This is a genomic window from Luteimonas terrae, assembly GCF_004358165.1.
Lineage (GTDB): Bacteria > Pseudomonadota > Gammaproteobacteria > Xanthomonadales > Xanthomonadaceae > Luteimonas > Luteimonas terrae.
Window position 1 is genome coordinate 391,995 of the sequence record NZ_SMTG01000002.1, and the last position, 15,162, is coordinate 407,156.

13 protein-coding genes and 4 tRNA genes are annotated in these 15,162 nt (G+C 68.4%); 7 read left to right on the top strand and 10 right to left on the bottom strand.

From position 1 onward, the window contains the following. The first annotated feature begins 6 nt into the window (after positions 1-6). On the top strand, positions 7-2,802 hold the full coding sequence (locus E2F49_RS01930; protein WP_243713369.1) for a TonB-dependent receptor plug domain-containing protein: 2,796 nt from the start codon (positions 7-9) through the stop codon (positions 2,800-2,802). Positions 2,803-2,806: 4 nt separating this feature from the next. Then, positions 2,807-4,375, top strand: coding sequence for a serine hydrolase domain-containing protein (locus E2F49_RS01935; protein WP_243713372.1), 1,569 nt, complete (start codon positions 2,807-2,809; stop codon positions 4,373-4,375). A gap of 73 nt (positions 4,376-4,448) precedes the next feature. On the opposite strand, the gene E2F49_RS01940 is transcribed toward E2F49_RS01935, so the two are convergent. From E2F49_RS01940 to E2F49_RS01955, 4 genes are all read right to left on the bottom strand, one after another. Next, a tRNA-Asp gene (locus tag E2F49_RS01940) sits at positions 4,449-4,525 on the bottom strand. 482 nt (positions 4,526-5,007) lie between these two features. Then, a tRNA-Asp gene (locus E2F49_RS01945) sits at positions 5,008-5,084 on the bottom strand. 16 nt (positions 5,085-5,100) lie between these two features. Continuing rightward, a tRNA-Val gene (locus E2F49_RS01950) sits at positions 5,101-5,175 on the bottom strand. Between the two features lie 20 nt (positions 5,176-5,195). Further along, a complete protein-coding gene (locus E2F49_RS01955) occupies positions 5,196-5,477 on the bottom strand; it encodes an HU family DNA-binding protein (RefSeq protein WP_055247457.1) in 282 nt (93 codons plus the stop codon). Positions 5,478-5,727: 250 nt separating this feature from the next. Here E2F49_RS01955 and E2F49_RS01960 point away from each other — a divergent pair, with 250 nt between their 5' ends. Next, complete coding sequence (locus E2F49_RS01960; protein WP_243713374.1) at positions 5,728-7,719, top strand: SurA N-terminal domain-containing protein; 1,992 nt, start codon at positions 5,728-5,730, stop codon at positions 7,717-7,719. A gap of 76 nt (positions 7,720-7,795) precedes the next feature. Here E2F49_RS01960 and E2F49_RS01965 read toward each other — a convergent pair whose 3' ends face one another. After that, entirely contained in the window at positions 7,796-8,977 is a 1,182-nt protein-coding gene (locus E2F49_RS01965) for a lytic transglycosylase domain-containing protein (RefSeq protein ID WP_133392387.1), read from the bottom strand. After that, positions 8,974-9,738 carry a hydroxyacylglutathione hydrolase gene (gloB, locus tag E2F49_RS01970; protein ID WP_133392388.1) on the bottom strand — a complete coding sequence of 255 codons (765 nt, stop codon included), beginning with the start codon at positions 9,736-9,738 and terminating at the stop codon, positions 8,974-8,976. Before gloB ends, E2F49_RS01965 begins: the two co-directional genes overlap by 4 nt. Before the next feature lie 42 nt (positions 9,739-9,780). Between gloB and E2F49_RS01975 the strand changes: the two genes are divergently transcribed. Genes E2F49_RS01975 through dnaQ form a run of 3 tightly spaced genes read left to right on the top strand, consistent with a single transcriptional unit; the run spans position 9,781 to position 11,629 of the window. Next, positions 9,781-10,434 (top strand): methyltransferase domain-containing protein, encoded by a 654-nt coding sequence (locus E2F49_RS01975; RefSeq protein WP_165971092.1) that lies wholly within the window; start codon positions 9,781-9,783, stop codon positions 10,432-10,434. A 20-nt stretch (positions 10,435-10,454) separates the two neighbouring features. After that, positions 10,455-10,901, top strand: coding sequence for a ribonuclease HI (gene rnhA / locus E2F49_RS01980; RefSeq protein WP_055247468.1), 447 nt, complete (start codon positions 10,455-10,457; stop codon positions 10,899-10,901). 11 nt (positions 10,902-10,912) lie between these two features. Next, positions 10,913-11,629 (top strand): DNA polymerase III subunit epsilon, encoded by a 717-nt coding sequence (gene dnaQ, locus E2F49_RS01985; protein WP_133392390.1) that lies wholly within the window; start codon positions 10,913-10,915, stop codon positions 11,627-11,629. A 29-nt stretch (positions 11,630-11,658) separates the two neighbouring features. On the opposite strand, the gene E2F49_RS01990 is transcribed toward dnaQ, so the two are convergent. Beyond that, positions 11,659-12,363 (bottom strand): PP2C family protein-serine/threonine phosphatase, encoded by a 705-nt coding sequence (locus E2F49_RS01990; protein ID WP_055247472.1) that lies wholly within the window; start codon positions 12,361-12,363, stop codon positions 11,659-11,661. Positions 12,364-12,910: 547 nt separating this feature from the next. Beyond that, positions 12,911-13,001: transfer RNA gene (locus E2F49_RS01995), tRNA-Ser, on the bottom strand. Between the two features lie 113 nt (positions 13,002-13,114). Here E2F49_RS01995 and E2F49_RS02000 point away from each other — a divergent pair. Beyond that, positions 13,115-13,525, top strand: coding sequence for a DUF6165 family protein (locus E2F49_RS02000; RefSeq protein WP_133392391.1), 411 nt, complete (start codon positions 13,115-13,117; stop codon positions 13,523-13,525). A 143-nt stretch (positions 13,526-13,668) separates the two neighbouring features. On the opposite strand, the gene E2F49_RS02005 is transcribed toward E2F49_RS02000, so the two are convergent. Together E2F49_RS02005 and E2F49_RS02010 are read right to left on the bottom strand one after the other, a co-directional pair. After that, positions 13,669-14,043 (bottom strand): hypothetical protein, encoded by a 375-nt coding sequence (locus E2F49_RS02005; RefSeq protein WP_133392392.1) that lies wholly within the window; start codon positions 14,041-14,043, stop codon positions 13,669-13,671. 13 nt (positions 14,044-14,056) lie between these two features. Then, complete coding sequence (locus E2F49_RS02010; RefSeq protein WP_133392393.1) at positions 14,057-15,160, bottom strand: glycosyltransferase family 9 protein; 1,104 nt, start codon at positions 15,158-15,160, stop codon at positions 14,057-14,059. Positions 15,161-15,162 lie beyond the last annotated feature (2 nt).

The following is a 15,162-nucleotide window of genomic DNA, read 5'->3' on the forward strand; positions in this document are numbered from 1 at the left end:
AACCGCATGTCCCGCAGCTCCGTTCCGTATCCCGTTCCCGGCTGTCTGAGCGCTGCACTGCTGCTGGCGCTCGCGATGCCGGCCGCCGCCCAGACGACTTCCGCAGCCGACGATCGCGTCAGCACGCTCGACCAGGTACAGGTCACCGGCTCGCGCATCGCGCGCACCGAAATCGAAGGGCCTGCGCCGGTCACGGTGATCACCGCCGAGGAGATCCGGAAGCAGGGCTTCAGCACCGTCTGGGAATCGCTGGGCACGCTGACCCAGTTCACCGGCAACACGCTCAACGAGTCCGACCAGACCGGCAACTCGCCGAACGGGCAGTTCATGAATCTGCGCGGCCTGGGCCCCGGCTACCAGCTGATCCTGCTCAACGGCCAGCGCCTGGCCGACTATCCTCAGGCCTACGGCTCGAACGGCACCGCGGTGAGCCTGGGCAGCATTCCGGCCGCGGCGATCGAGCGCATCGAGGTGATGAGCGGTGGCGCGTCGGCGATCTACGGCTCGGACGCGGTCGCCGGCGTGGTCAACATCATCACCAAGGAGAATTTCAGCGGCGACACCATCCGTCTGCGCGGCGGCACCACGACGCAGGGCGGCGGCGATACCGGACTGTTCCAGTGGACCGGCGGCCGCACCGGCGAACGCTGGAGCCTGACCTACGCGCTGGAGCGGCTGGATCGCGAGGAGATCGTCGCTGCGCAGCGCGATCTGACCTATCTGGCGCATCCGCAGTACCGCACCAACCCCGAGCGCCCGACCGCGTCGATCAGCGGCGTGTATTTCCGCGCCGGCAACAACTATCTGTGGCGCAATGACGCCGGCGCGCTGTCGCCGTCCTACCAGGCCTTGCTGGAGGCCTGCGATGCGACCAATCCCGATTTCGTGCCCTTCCATTCGACAGCCTCCGTCGCGGTGCCCAACCGCTGCGGCGCGCTGGGCTACTACGATGCGCGCTCGATCCAGAACGCCTACGGCAAGACCTCGGCCTACGTCTCGGGCAGCTTCGATTTCAGCGACACGCTGACCGGCTATGCGCAACTGCTCGGCAGCGATTCGAACGACAAGAGTTCCAGCCAGACGCACTACTACATCGGCGAAGGCCCGTTCACCGTACAGGACCCGGTGCGCGGTCTGGTGACCGCGCAGCGCATCTTCCTGCCCGGTGAAGTCGGCGGTACCAAATACATCGAGTACGACGAGCGCGCGTGGTCGATCAACGCCGGCCTGCGCGGCACGCTGGGTGACGGCCGTTTCGACTGGGACGCCAGCGTCACCTCGTCGCGCTTCGAGATCACCACCACGCGACCGCGCTTCCTGACCCGCGCGGTGCGCGACTACTACATGGGCCCGATCCTCGGCTATACCGCCAATGGCACCGAGATCCGCGAGTTCTACACCGATCGGCTGTTCGCACCGGGCTCGGCAGCGCTGTATGACCGACTCACGACCACCGTCGTCAGCAGCGGCGTGTCGAAGTCCGACCAGGCCCAGTTCGTCTTCAGCGGCCCGCTGGTCGATCTGCCGGCCGGTCCGCTGCAGATGGCGGCCGTCGTCGAAGCGGCGAAGCAGGAATATTCGCTGACACCCGATCCGCGCACGACCGTCGACTACACCGGTCCCGATCGCGTCTACAACCTGACCAGCACGCCCGGCGGCGGCCCGCGCAACCGCTACGCGGCCGGCCTCGAATTCCGCGTGCCGGTGTTCTCGCGTCTCGAGGCCACGCTCGCCGGTCGCTACGACAAGTACGACGACATCACCTCGGTCGACGACGCGATCACCTGGCAGGCCGGTCTGGAATGGCGCCCGTTCGATACGCTGCTGTTGCGCGGCGCGCATGCGACGAGCTTCCGCGCGCCCGATCTGCTGTGGATCTACGCAGGGACGACCGGGTCCAATCCTTTCGTCAAGGACGAATATCTGTGCAGGCTCAATGGCGTTCCGGTAGATGACCCGACGGATGCCTGCAATGCTGCATTCAATTACCAGACCTACATGACCCAGACGTCCAATCCTCTGCTTGAAGAGGAGAAGGGCAAATCGACCACGCTCGGTTTCGTCTGGGACGTCCTGCCCAACCTGTCGGTCAGCGCCGACTGGTATCGCATCGAGCTGGAAGGTCGCGTCCAGACGCTTCCGACCAACTATTACCTCGAGCAGGAAGCCAACTGTCGTCTGGGCCAGGATCGCGACGGCAATGCCGTCGACACCGGTTCGCAGGCCTGCCAGTTCTACGCCGGCGCGGTGCAGCGCGTGGTGTCCGACCTCAATCCGGACGGCCGCATCACCCGCTTCGCCACCTATCCGATCAACGCCACGCTGATGCGCACCGAGGGACTCGATGCGTCGTTGCGCTACGGCCTCGATCTCGGCGGGTGGGGCGACCTCAATCTGCAGGCCGGCTATACGCACGTGCTCGAATTCGAGGTTGCGCAGTTCGCCGACCAGCCACTGAGCGACGTGCGCAGCACCGTCGAGTACAACAGCCAGCGCAGCCGCGCCAACTGGCGCGCCGCCTGGTCGAACGACGGCTGGAACGCGAGCCTCTACGGGTACCGCTACGGCAGTCGGCCGAACTACAACGGCACCGCGATTCCCGGCCGCACTTCGGGCTACGTGATCTGGAATGCCGACGTGTCGCATGCGATCACCGAGAACGTCACGCTCGGCATCAGCGTGCTCAACCTGCTCGACGAAATGCCGCCGCGCGATGACTCGCACACCGCGTGGCCGTACTTCGCCAGCAGCTACAGCGCGATCGGACGGCAGGTGTTCGCCAACATCACCTTCGATTTCTGACGACGTGTCGCGACGCATCGCGCGCTGGGTCTCGATCGCCTGTCTCGCGTTGGCAGGGCAGGCGGCCGGCACCGAGCGCGTCGATCCGGCGGGACTCGCCGCACTCGTCGACGACGCGGTCGCGCGCTACGACCTGCCGGGCGTCGCGGTCGGCGTGGTCGTCGACGGCGAGGTCGTGCTGCGGCATGCGCGTGGCGAACTGCGCGCGGGGCAGGGCGAGCCGATCGATGCGGACACGCTGTTCAAGATCGCGTCCAACAGCAAGGCGATGACCGCGGCGGTGCTCGCGCGCCAGGTCGATGCGGGCCTGCTGCGCTGGGACGATCCGGTCGTGCGCCATCTGCCCGGCTTCCGCATGGCCGACGACTGGGTCACGCGCGAGATGCAGGTACGCGACCTGCTGATCCACAACAGCGGCCTCGGGCCCGGTGCGGGCGATCTGATGCTGTGGCCGTCTCCGAACCGGTTCACGCGCGCGCAGGTCATCGAAGGGCTGCGCCACCTGCAGCCGCGCTGGAGCTTTCGCTCGCGCTACGCCTACGACAACTCGCTGTACATCGTGGCCGGCGAAGTCGCCGCGGCGGTGGCCGGCGTGCCCTTCGATGCACTGGTCCGGCGCGAGGTCTTCGCACCGCTCGGCATGACCCGTTGCCAGGCCGGCAGCTGGCAGCGTGACGCGGTGGGCAACGTCGCCCAGCCGCATGCGCGCATCGATGGCCGCCATGTCGTGGTGCGGGCTGACGAGGCGACGATTCCCGACGAGCCGATGATGGCCGCCGGCGGCCTGCGCTGCAGTCTGGACGACATGCTGCGCTGGGCGCAGGTCTGGCTCGAGCCGGACGCGTCGCAAGGCAGCGCGCCCTGGTTGTCGCGGACGCAACGCGATGCCATGTGGACCGCGCACATGCCGATGCCCCTGACGGCGCGCATGCGCGAATGGGATCGCAGCCATTTTTCCGCCTACGGCTACGGCTGGCGTCTGACCGATGTCGACGGCACCGCGAAGGTCTCGCACACCGGCACGCTCAAGGGCATGTATTCGGCACTGACGCTGCTGCCCGAGCGCGGCGTCGGCATCGTCGTACTGATCAACGGCGACGCCGACGAGGCGCGCACGGTCCTGATGCAGGCGCTGGTCAAGCAGTTCACTGCGAGCAACGGCGTGCACGACGTCTCGCATTACGCATCGCTGCTTGCGTCTGAGCGTGCGGTGCAGGGCGACCCGACGCCGTTGTTGCGCGGCAGGTCCAGCGCGCCGACACCGCGGCGGCTCGCGCACGTGCTGGGACGTTGGCGCGATCCCTGGTTCGGTGACGTCACGATCTGCCGGCAGGGCGAGGCGACCGTCTTCGCATCGGAGCGCTCGCCGAAGCTGCACGGCGACGTGGTCGCCGTCGGCGAGCGCCTGCAGGTGCGATGGCGCGAGGCGGATGTCGACGTCGATGCATGGCTGCTGCCGTCGAGACGCCATGGCGACGCCCCGACGCTGCACATGGCGAAGGTCGATCCGGACGCGGACTTTAGCTACGACTTCGAGGATCTCGCGTTCGTGCATGCCGGCGATTGCCGCTGACGCATCGCGCTTCCGCAGCAGCCAGCGTACAAACGAAAAACCCCTGCATTTCTGCAGGGGTTTTCGCTACAACTGGCGGAGCGGACGGGACTCGAACCCGCGACCTCCGGCGTGACAGGCCAGCATTCTAACCAACTGAACTACCGCTCCGAGGCGCGAGATTCTACATGGATTTCGGAGCTTGGGAAGAGGGTGCGAGCACTTTTTTTCATCGTGCGCGAAACGCGTGTCGAACGCCTGCTCCGGGCCTTCCGTGATCCACGCTGTCCGCGGCGCGCAGCGCTGCGACCGAGGCCGCTCCGACCGATGCATTCCGTGACGCGCGGTGATGTAAACGCGCGATGCGTCTGGCATGTGGGGCGCGCGCGATTTCAGCACCGCGAGAATTCCCATCTACCTGCGACCGCAGGTTGCCGGGATGCGCACCCGCCCAACGGGCAGAGCACGAGGTCCGAAAGCAGAGGCGTCATCGGGCACCGGCGCTCGCGCTTCGTGGCACGCGGCAGCCGACGCTTCGACCGCTTTGTGCAGCTGCCAATGCGTCCGCATCGTCATCGGGCGAGGCGATGACCTTCACGAAAATCGCAGGCAACAAAAAACCCCGCATCGCTGCGGGGTTCTCTGTTTATAACTGGCGGAGCGGACGGGACTCGAACCCGCGACCTCCGGCGTGACAGGCCAGCATTCTAACCAACTGAACTACCGCTCCGCGCTTTTGAACTCTGTGGTGGGTGCTGAGGGTTTCGAACCCCCGACCCTCTCCGTGTAAAGGAGACGCTCTACCGCTGAGCTAAGCACCCATGCGGAACAATCGAGCCGCTTACTTTACCGCATCCTTGAGCGCCTTGCCAGCCTTGAATGCAGGCACGGTCGAGGCCGGGATCTGGATCTGTTCCTTGGTCTGCGGGTTCAGACCGGTGCGCGCGGCGCGCGGACGGGCAACGAACGAACCGAAGCCGACGAAGTTCGCCGCGTCGCCGTTCTTCAGCGCCTCGGTGATGGTGTCGAGCAGGCCGTCGACGGCACGGCCGGCGTCGGCGCGCGACAGGCCGGACTTCTCGGCGACCGAAGCGATGATGTCGGACTTGGTGAGGTTTGCCATCAGTGAATTCCTCTTCTTCTTGAGATAGCGACGTGTCGTACGTCTGGATCGTCGGGACCGCAGCGCACCGCGCTGCACGCCCTGACGCGGATTCCGGTCAGGCGCGCATGGTACGCGATCCCCATGGCGATTACGACCGCATTCCGGACTGCGACTGAACAGGTTCGAGCGGCGCTGCGAAGCGCTGTGCGGGGCCCGCCGGCCTGCGCGGGCGCGGGCTTATGGGTACACTGGGCGGCTCGCCATCCCCGTGTCCCGACCCATGCTGCAAGCGCTTCGAGAAAAGACCAGTGGTTGGATCGCCATCGCCATCGTGGCGGTGCTCGCGGTCCCCTTCGCGTTCTTCGGGATGGAGCAGTACCTGTTCCAGAACAACGCAGACTATGCGGCCAAGGTCGAGTCGCCGCCGAAGTGGTGGCAGTCCGCGCCGGACTGGTGGCTGGTGCGCAAGTTCGCGTGGACCTCGACCGAAGTCAGCGCCGACGAGTTCCGCCAGGCCTTCGATGCGACGCGTGAGCAGCGCCGCGAGCAGGAAGGCGAAGCCTTCGATGCGCGCGCGTTCGAAACGATGGAGAGCAAGCGCGAAGTGCTCGAGCAGCTGATCGACCGTGCCGTGCTCGGCGTTGCCGCCGACCGCGCGAAGATCGTCGTCGGCGATGCGCAGGTGCAGGAGATCATCCGTTCGATCCCGGCCTTCCAGGTCGAGGGTCGCTTCGACCCGCAGCGCTACCAGATGGCGCTGCAGTCCTCGCGCACGCCGCAGACGCCCCGTGATTTCCAGGAAAGCCTGCGCGTCGATCTGCAGCGGGCCCTGGTGCCGCAGGCGATCGCCGAGACCGCGTTCGTCACCAATGGCGAATCCGCGCGCCTGATGCGCCTGCTCGGTGAGCGTCGCGACGTGAGCTTCGTCGTCGTGCCGCCGCCGGCGGTCGATACGGCGCCGGTGTCCGACGCCGACCAGCAGGCCTGGTACACCTCGAACGCCGCGCGCTATCGCGAGCCGGAGAAAGTCGCGCTGGAATACATCGAGCTGCGCTCGAACGAGGTCGCTGCCGATACGCCGGTCGACGAGGCCGAAGCGCGTGCGCACTTCGAGCAGGTGAAGTCGCGCTTCGCGACTGCCGAACGTCGTCTGGCGTCGCACATCCTGGTCGAAGTGCCAGCGGGTGCCGACGAGGCCGCGCAGCAGGCCGCACAGAAGAAGGCCGCCGACATCGCCGCGAAAGCGCAGGCGCCGGGCGCCGATTTCGCCGCGCTGGCCCGCGAGAACTCCGACGATCCGGGTTCCAAGGACGGCGGCGGCGATCTGGGCTGGGTGGAGAAGGGCATGATGGCCGGCCCGTTCGAGGACGCGCTGTTCGGCATGCAGGCCGGCGCCGTCAGCGCGCCGGTGCGCACCGATTTCGGCTGGCACGTGCTGCAGCTGCGCGAGGTCGATGCCGGCAAGCCGGTCGCGTTCGAAGACGTCCGCGCCGACATGGAAAAGGAAGTGCGCGAAGGCGACGGCTCGCGCGCCTACAACGAACAGGTCGGTCGCGTCGTCGACGAGATCAACAAGAACCCGATGTCGCTCGAACCCGCAGCGGCTGCCGGTGGCGTGCAGATCCAGACCATCGCGCCGTTCGCGCGTGGCGCCGGCAGCGGCATCGCGGCCAACAATGCGGTTGTGCAGGTGGCGTTCTCCGAAGCGCTGACGCAGGACGGCACGGTCAGCGATCCGATCGAGATCGCGCCGAACCATACGGTGTTCATCCGCGTCACCAGTCACACGCCCGAGCGCGCGCAGCCGCTGGAGCAGGTGCGCGAACGCGTGATCGCCGAAGTGCGTGCCGACCGCGCCCGCAAGCAGGCGGAGGCCGCGGCCGATGCGATGGTGGCCGAGCTGGCCGGTGGCAAGACGCTGCAGGCGCTGGCCGGCGAGCGTTCGTTGCAGGCCCAGGACGTGCCGGGTATTCCGCGTGGTGCGCCGGTGCCGGATGCGACCGCCAACCAGGCCTATTTCCGCGCCGCGCCCCCGACGGCCGACAAGCCGACGCCGGGCAAGGTCATGATGAACGACGGCAGCGCGGTCGTCTTCGCGGTGACCAAGGTCGAGCCGGGCAATCCTGACGAAGCGCCGGAGCAGGAACGCGCGATGCTGCGTCAGCAGCTCGGCAGCCTGCTCGGCAACGAGGATGCCGAAGTCCTGCAGCGCAGCCTGCGCCGCACGATGAAGATCACGGTCAACGAAGCGCGTCTGTAAGCGCGCTTCGAGTGGCACGAAAAAGCCCGGCGGATGCCGGGCTTTTTTTATGGGCGCGGCGGCCGTCGCGACGCGCTCAACGCTCGTCGATCAGCAGCTCCATGCCCGGTCGCAGCACGCTGCGCGCGTCGAGCGCATTGCGCGTGAGCAGTTCCGAGGTGCTCAGGCCGTAGCGCTTCGCGATCGACCAAGGGGACTCGCCACGCGCGACCGTGTGGACCCGACGCGCCGCGGCCTGCAGCGCCGCGGCGACGCCGTTGCCCGGTGCAGGCGGGTCGATGTCGGGCGGCGCCTCGGCCATGAACACCGGCGGCGCGGCCGCGGCCTGCGGCACCAGCAGCGTCACCGGCTGGCCGATGCGCGCCAGGCGTCCGTCGGCGTGGGCAGGATTGAGCCGCTTCAGACGCGCGGCATCGGTCTCGTGGCGAACGGCCAGCGTGTCGAGATCGCGAATGCCGTCCGGCACCGGAATCGCGGTCAACGCCGGGACTTCGCGGTCCATCGCCGCCATCCAGCTCTCGCCTGCGCCGGCCTCCTTGATCAGGCACGACAGTGCATGCAGCTTGCGCACGTAGGCATGCGTGAGCTGCGGCATCGGCAACGTGTCGGGCGTGGCGTTGCGCGCTTCCTGTCCGGCGCGCTTGAGCGCGCCGAACACGCGATATTCGCCCGCGTTGTAGGCCATCACCGCCAGGCGCCAGTCGCCGGCGAACATGCCGTGCAGGGTCTTGAGGTAGCGCACCGCCGCGCGGGTCGAATCGGCCGGCGACAGGCGTCCGTCGTAGCCCGGACGGATCGGGATGTCGTGGTTGCGCGCGGTCACCGCGATGAACTGCCACAGGCCCGCCGGACCCGATGCGCTGCGCGCGCCGGGGCGGTAACCGCTCTCGACGAAGGGGATCAGCGCGAATTCCGTCGGCAGGTTCTGGGCGCGGACTTCCTCGACCACATAGGCGAACAGCGGCAGGACGTCGGTGCCGCGCGAGGCGAGCTGGCGCGGCACATGGCCGAAGTGGGACCGCCAACGGTCACTGTCGCCGGCGCTGCATTCGGGTTCGGCCAGGCCGTCGAGAAAGCGGTTGTAGACGTCCTGGCCGTTGCGGGTGACCGCCGGCGTCGCGGCGGCCGCTTCGAAGCTTGCCGGCACCAGCGACGCGGCCGGACCGGTCGAAGGGGCGTCGCTCGCGTACACGGCCGTGCCGGGTGTCGCGAATGCCAACAGTGCTGCCGCCAACCGGGTCCTGCGCCCCGGCCTCATGCGCGGAAGCCGTCTTTCCAGCGCCGCAACGCGGCGAAGACGTCCACGCGATCGGCCAGGACCGTCCCGGCGTGGCGCTCGACGGCGGCGCGCACGGCGGCCTCGTCGACGCGGAGGAAGGGGTTGCACGCCAGCTCGCTGGCGAGCGCGACGGGCAGGGTGGGGCGCGAAATGCTGCGCATGTCGAGGATCTCCTGTTCGCGACGCCGGAGCGCCGCGTTGTCGGGGTCCACCGCGCGCGCGAAGGCGGCGTTGGCGCGGCTGTACTCGTGGCCGCAGCAGACCAGTGTACCGGGCGGCAGGGCCGCCATCCGGTCCAGCGAGTCCAGCATCTGGGGGGCGGTACCTTCGAACATGCGCCCACAGCCGAGGCTGAACAGCGCGTCCCCGCTGAACAGATGCCCATGTCCGTGGAAGGCGATGTGGCTGCGCGTGTGGCCCGGAACCGCCAGGACCTCGAGGCGCCAGCCGCCGGTTTCGACCGTATCGCCATCCCCGACGCGCGCTGTCGCCTGCGAGATGCGCGCGTCGTCCGGTGCGAAGACCGGCAGACCGGGCCAACGTGCCAGCAGCGCGTCGACGCCCCCGATGTGGTCGTCGTGATGATGGGTCAGCAGCAGCGCGGCGGGTCGCAGGCCTGCATCGGCCGCGGCCAAGACCGGCCCGGCCTCGCCGGGATCGACGACGACGGCGTGGCCATCGGCATCGGACAGCGTCCAGATGTAGTTGTCCTCGAACGCGGGCAATGGCTGCAGTCGCATGGGTCTCGGGTCCGGCGGCTGGATGCCATTACAATGCCGACCATGCCCGCGATTTCCCCGGCCGGTCAACCCGGCATCGCCCGCGACTGGTTCGAAACGCCTGCAGGCCGCGCGATCCTCGACAGCGAGCACGCGCTGGTGGCCGAGGCGCTCGGCTCGCATCCCGGACTGCCCTGGCTGTGGTGCGCACCGAGGACGCCCGATGCGCAGGTCGAAGGCCGAGGCCTGTGTCTGGTGCGACGGGGCGACCGGCTCGAAGGCCCGGTGCATTGCGCCTCGCCGCTGCCGCTGCCCAGCGAGGCCTTCGGCGCGGTGGTGCTGCAGCACGTCATCGGCGGACGCGGCGACACGCTCGGCCTGCTGGAGGAAGCTGCCCGCGTGCTCGCGCCCGGCGGTCACCTGTGGATGCTGGTGCTCAATCCGCTGACGCCCTACCGCTGGCGTTGGCGCGGCACCGGCATCGCCAGTGCCGAGCCGCTGACCTGGCGTCGGCGCATGCGCGAAGCCGGGCTCGCACCCGATGCGGTGTCGCGCGGCGTGGGCCCCAGCTGGCGGATGCAGGCGGTCGCCGAGGTGCAGGACGGCCCGGGCGTGCGCGCGGCCTACGCGCTGCGCGGGCAGAAGCGCCACCTGCCGTTGACCCCGCTGCGCAGCCGCCCCGCCTTGCGTCTGCCGGCCGCCGCGCCGGCGGCCTGACCCGTTTTTCCGGAACACTGATGAAGTCGATCGAGATCTATACCGATGGCGCCTGCCTCGGCAATCCCGGCCCCGGCGGCTGGGGTGCGCTGCTGCGCTACAAGGCCACCGAGCGCGAGCTGTCGGGCGGCGAGCCGCTGACCACCAACAACCGCATGGAACTGATGGGCGCGATCGCCGCGCTCGAGGCGCTGACCGAGCCCTGCGAAGTCGTGCTGCACACCGATTCGCAATACGTCCGCCAGGGCATCACCGAATGGTTGCGCAACTGGGTCAAGCGCGGCTGGAAGACCGCCGGCGGCGGCGCGGTCAAGAACCAGGACCTGTGGCAGCGTCTGCAGCTCGCCTGCGAGCGCCACACCATCGACTGGCGTTGGGTGAAGGGCCACTCGGGCCATCCGGAAAACGAGCGCGTCGACGCGCTCGCCAGTGCCGCCGCGCGCGAACAGCGCACCGCGGCTGCCTGAGGGGACCACGCATGCGCCAGATTGTCCTCGATACCGAAACCACCGGCCTGGAATGGAAGAAGGGCAACCGCGTCGTCGAAATCGGCTGCGTGGAACTGGTGGAGCGCCGGCCGAGCGGCCGCACCTACCACCAGTACATCAAGCCCGACCGCGACTTCGAACAGGGCGCGGCCGAGGTTACCGGCTTGAGCCTGGAGTTCCTAGCCGACAAGCCGTCGTTCGCCGAGATCGCCGACGCGTTCCTCGATTTCGTCGACGGCGCCGAGCTGATCATCCACAACGCGGCCTTCGACGTCGGCTTCCTCGACCACGAGCTGTCGCTGCTAGGGCCGGCCTACGGCAGCCTCAAGCAGCGCGTCACCGTGGAGGATTCGCTGCTGCTCGCGCGCCAGCGCTATCCCGGACAGCGCAATTCGCTCGACGCACTGTGCAAGCGGCTCGGTGTCGACAATGCGCATCGCCAGCTGCACGGCGCGCTGCTCGATGCCCAGTTGCTGGCGGAGGTCTATCTCGCACTGACCGCCGGCCAGCACGAGATCGGCTTCGGTGCGATGGAAACCGCCGAGCACGCGACGCGTCATGTCGTGCTGGCGACGCCGACCGGCGCGCGGCCGTCGCTGCGGGTCCCGACCGACGACCTCGTCGCGCATCTCGCACGCGTCGAGGCAATCCGCAAGAAGGCGGGCGTGTGCCTGTGGGATCCGGCGCCGGAGGCCGAGCCGGCCTGAGCGCCTGTGCCGCCGGCTGAAACCGGGTCTCAGTGCCGGCGGATCAGGATCACGGTGACGTTGTCCGAGCCGCCGCCGTCGAGCGCGGCGGCCACCAGTCCGTCCACGCATTCCTGCGCGCTGCATTCGGTGTGCGCCAGCACGCGCGAGATCGCGCGGTCGTCGACTTCCTCGGTCAGGCCGTCGCTGCACAGCAGCAGCTGGGTGCCTGGCGAGAGTTCACCCGAGAGGGTCTCGACATTGAGCGTCTGCGGGTCGGTGACGCCCAGCGCCTGGGTGACCACGTTGCGATGCGGATGGCTGCGCGCCTGGTCGACGCTGATCGCGCCCTGGGCGATGAGTTCCTGCACGTAACTGTGGTCCTGCGACAGCTGCGCGAGCTTGTCGTCGCGCCACAGGTAGACCCGGCTGTCGCCGACCCACGCCACTTCGAACCGGTTGCCGGTCACCCGCGCAGCGACGACGGTGGTGCCCATCGGCAGGCTGTCGTTGCGCTTGCGCGAGGCGCGGATGATCTCTTCGTCGGCGATCCGGATCGCCTGGGGCAGGGCGGTGCCCTGGCGGATCTCGCGGACGATGGTCTCGCGCGCGAGCGCACTGGCGACCTCGCCGTACTCGTGGCCGCCCATGCCGTCGGCAACCAGCCACAGCCCGAGTTCGCTGTCGCCGTAATACGTGTCCTCGTTGAGGTCACGGCGCAGACCCACGTGCGTCAGATGGCCGAACTCGATCATGCGATTCCCCTGGCGAAGCCGGGCTGGGGGTGTCGTCGCGGACAACGCGGCGCTGCGGTGGCGGCGGCCAGTGCGGATCCGTGGCGGTACGAACGCAGGGTGCGGGACGTCGTTGGCGAAGTGGTGAGGCGCATTCGGTATTGTGACGGCGGACCCGTTCACGAGCATAGGGCATGGGTGGTGGACGTGGTGCATCGGTGGGGCGGTAGCCGACCTGATTGGATCGTATCGATGCCGCAGGCGGCATATGAAGGCGAGCGTCGTGCTGTAGAGACGATGTTGTTTGCGCCGATCACTGTCAGTCGTCGCCCCAGCGGAAGCTGGGGCCCATTTTGATTCTGGTTCTCGAACACCCGGGCTGTGACAGCTCCTGCGGGGATTGTTCGGCCCATCCATGGGCCTCACCCCTCCAGCGCTGCGCGCTTCCGGGGCCAGCCATTCGGCTGTCCGGATTCGCTCCCGGCGAATCCGTCGAACCCGCGGGTGTTCTCCATCCCCCTCTCTCCGCCAGAAACGCAAAACGCCCCTTTCGGGGCGTTTGCGAATCTGGCGGAGAGGGGGGGATTCGAACCCCCGAGGCGCTATAAACGCCTGCCTGATTTCGAGTCAGGTACATTCAACCGCTCTGCCACCTCTCCAGATGGTTCCCGGTGCCTCGCGGCGTCCGGGGGCGCAATCATACGGGCGCTCCGCGTGGTCGACAAGCGGGGCGTTACACTGGCCGGCCCGTTCATCCCCCGCGGCGCCGTCCATGTCCGAAATCTCCGTGCCCGTCTCGTTCGGCGAACTGCTCGACAAGCTGTCGATCCTGCAGATCAAGTCCGAGCGGATGGACGACCCCGCCAAGCTGGCCAACGTCCGCACCGAGCTCAGTGCGCTGGAGCAGACGTGGATGGCGCATCCGGCCGCCGGTCATGACATCGTGCGCCTGCGCGCCGAACTCAAGGCGGTCAACGAGCGCCTGTGGGACATCGAGGACGCGGTGCGGGTCAAGGAGCGCGCTGGCGAATTCGGCGAGGATTTCATCGAGCTCGCCCGCAGCGTCTACATCCAGAACGACGAGCGCGCGCGCATCAAGAAGGCGATCAACGTGGCGCTCGGCTCGGCCTACGTCGAAGAGAAGTCGTACGCCGACTATCGCGGCGGTCGTCCTGCGCCCTGAGTCCGGCTCGTCATTCCCGCGAAGGCGGGAATCCGGCGGCTTCGCGTGCTTGGACGCGCAGGCACGGAATGACCGGCCGTCCGGCTGTTGAAGCGCGCTTGCCGCTTCGCGGGAAAGACGAATCTCAGACAGCGTCTTGAGATTCAATCCGCACCGGCTGCCTCCGCGCGGCGCGTCTTCTGCTCGATGTACTCGTCCATGCGGCTGAGCAGCCGCCACCACTCGCTGCCGTCGTCGCGGAACGTGCGCACCGCGCCGGCGCGGACGAGGATGCGGCGGAGTTCGTCGTCCTCGAAGCCGCCCAGATGCTTGCGCAGCACTTCGAAGGAGCGGTCGGTGTAGCCGCGATGGCCGAGGAAGTGCCGCGCGGTGTCTTCGGCGGCGAATTCGGTCTTGTGCTCGGCACGCAGGCGCTCGAGCTGCTGCGCATGCAGCTGCCGGTTGAGCAGGAAACTGACGGCGCCGCCGACGATCGCGCCGACGAGGGTGGCGAGCAGGCCGGCGACGATCGGATCCATCAGTCATGCTCCATCAGGCGTGGGTGGGGTCGACGCGGCGACGTTCGAAGGCGGCGATCGCGTCGTCCACCGTCACCAGCGACATGACGTCGTCGAATTCGATCTTGGTGCCCCACTTGAGCGCGGACGCCGGCTTGCCGAGGAAGCGGCGCGCGGCATCGTCGTAGCGGTCCACGCAGAAACGGCGGTCGGAGTAGGGGCCGCTGCGCTCGGGATTGCTGGCCGCGTGCAGGCCCAATACTTTCGTCCCCATCACGTTGGCGATGTGCATCGGGCCGGAGTCGGGCGTGACCAGCAGCTGCGCGCGCGCGAGCAGGGCAGGCAACTGCTTGAGCGTGTCCTTGCCCACGAGGTCCAGCGCGTCGTGGCGCATGGCGGCGAGGATGGCATCGGTGGTCTGCCGCTCCAGCTCGCTGCGGCCTCCGCACAGCACGATGCGCCAGCCGGCATCGGCGGCATGGTCGGCCAGCGCGGCATAACGGTCGGGATACCAGTTGCGGCGCACGTGGCTCGAGCACGGCGAGATCATCAGCACCGGCCGGCCGTCGTCGGGCCATTGCGCGCCTGCCCAGTCGAAGGCGTCGGCCGGCACCGGCATGTCGGCCCAGGACACCGTCTCCTGCCGCAGGCCGAGCGGCTCGCTGAAACTGCCGAGCGCATCGAGCACATGGATGCCCGGGCGGTCGGGAATGCGCGTGTTGATGAAGAGGCCATGCAGGTCCTTCGACCGTGCGGCGTCGTAGCCCACGCGCATGCGCGCGGGAATGAAGGCCGACAGCAGATTGGCGCGCGCGGCGACCTGCATCTGCAGCAGCGCATCGAAGCGTCCCGCGGCGCCCAGCCGGGCCTTCAGTTCACGGCGCACGGCGCGCATGCCGGCGATGCCGGTCTTCTTGTCGTAGACCACGAAGTCGACGCCTGTCAGCCCGTCGAGCAGGCGATGCTCGCCCTTGCCGATGACCCAGGTCAGTGCGACCTGCGGCCACGCCGAGCGCAGGGTGCGGATCAGTGGCAGCACGTGGGTCACGTCGCCCAGCGCGGACAGGCGCAGCAGGCAGATCGATCGCGGTGCGGCGGATCGTGACGGGGTGTCGGAAGCGGGCGGGACGGGCGTCAAGG

Bases quoted from the DNA above. Each gene is read 5' to 3' on its own strand.
- E2F49_RS01930 (WP_243713369.1), top strand. From the start codon at position 7: ATGTCCCGCAGCTCCGTTCCGTATCCCGTTCCCGGCTGTCTGAGCGCT.
- E2F49_RS01955 (WP_055247457.1), bottom strand. From the start codon at position 5,477: ATGGCAAACCTCACCAAGTCCGACATCATCGCTTCGGTCGCCGAGAAG.
- E2F49_RS01965 (WP_133392387.1), bottom strand. From the start codon at position 8,977: ATGAGGCCGGGGCGCAGGACCCGGTTGGCGGCAGCACTGTTGGCATTC.
- gloB (WP_133392388.1), bottom strand. From the start codon at position 9,738: ATGCGACTGCAGCCATTGCCCGCGTTCGAGGACAACTACATCTGGACG.
- E2F49_RS01975 (WP_165971092.1), top strand. From the start codon at position 9,781: ATGCCCGCGATTTCCCCGGCCGGTCAACCCGGCATCGCCCGCGACTGG.
- rnhA (WP_055247468.1), top strand. From the start codon at position 10,455: ATGAAGTCGATCGAGATCTATACCGATGGCGCCTGCCTCGGCAATCCC.
- dnaQ (WP_133392390.1), top strand. From the start codon at position 10,913: ATGCGCCAGATTGTCCTCGATACCGAAACCACCGGCCTGGAATGGAAG.
- E2F49_RS01990 (WP_055247472.1), bottom strand. From the start codon at position 12,363: ATGATCGAGTTCGGCCATCTGACGCACGTGGGTCTGCGCCGTGACCTC.
- E2F49_RS02000 (WP_133392391.1), top strand. From the start codon at position 13,115: ATGTCCGAAATCTCCGTGCCCGTCTCGTTCGGCGAACTGCTCGACAAG.
- E2F49_RS02005 (WP_133392392.1), bottom strand. From the start codon at position 14,043: ATGGATCCGATCGTCGCCGGCCTGCTCGCCACCCTCGTCGGCGCGATC.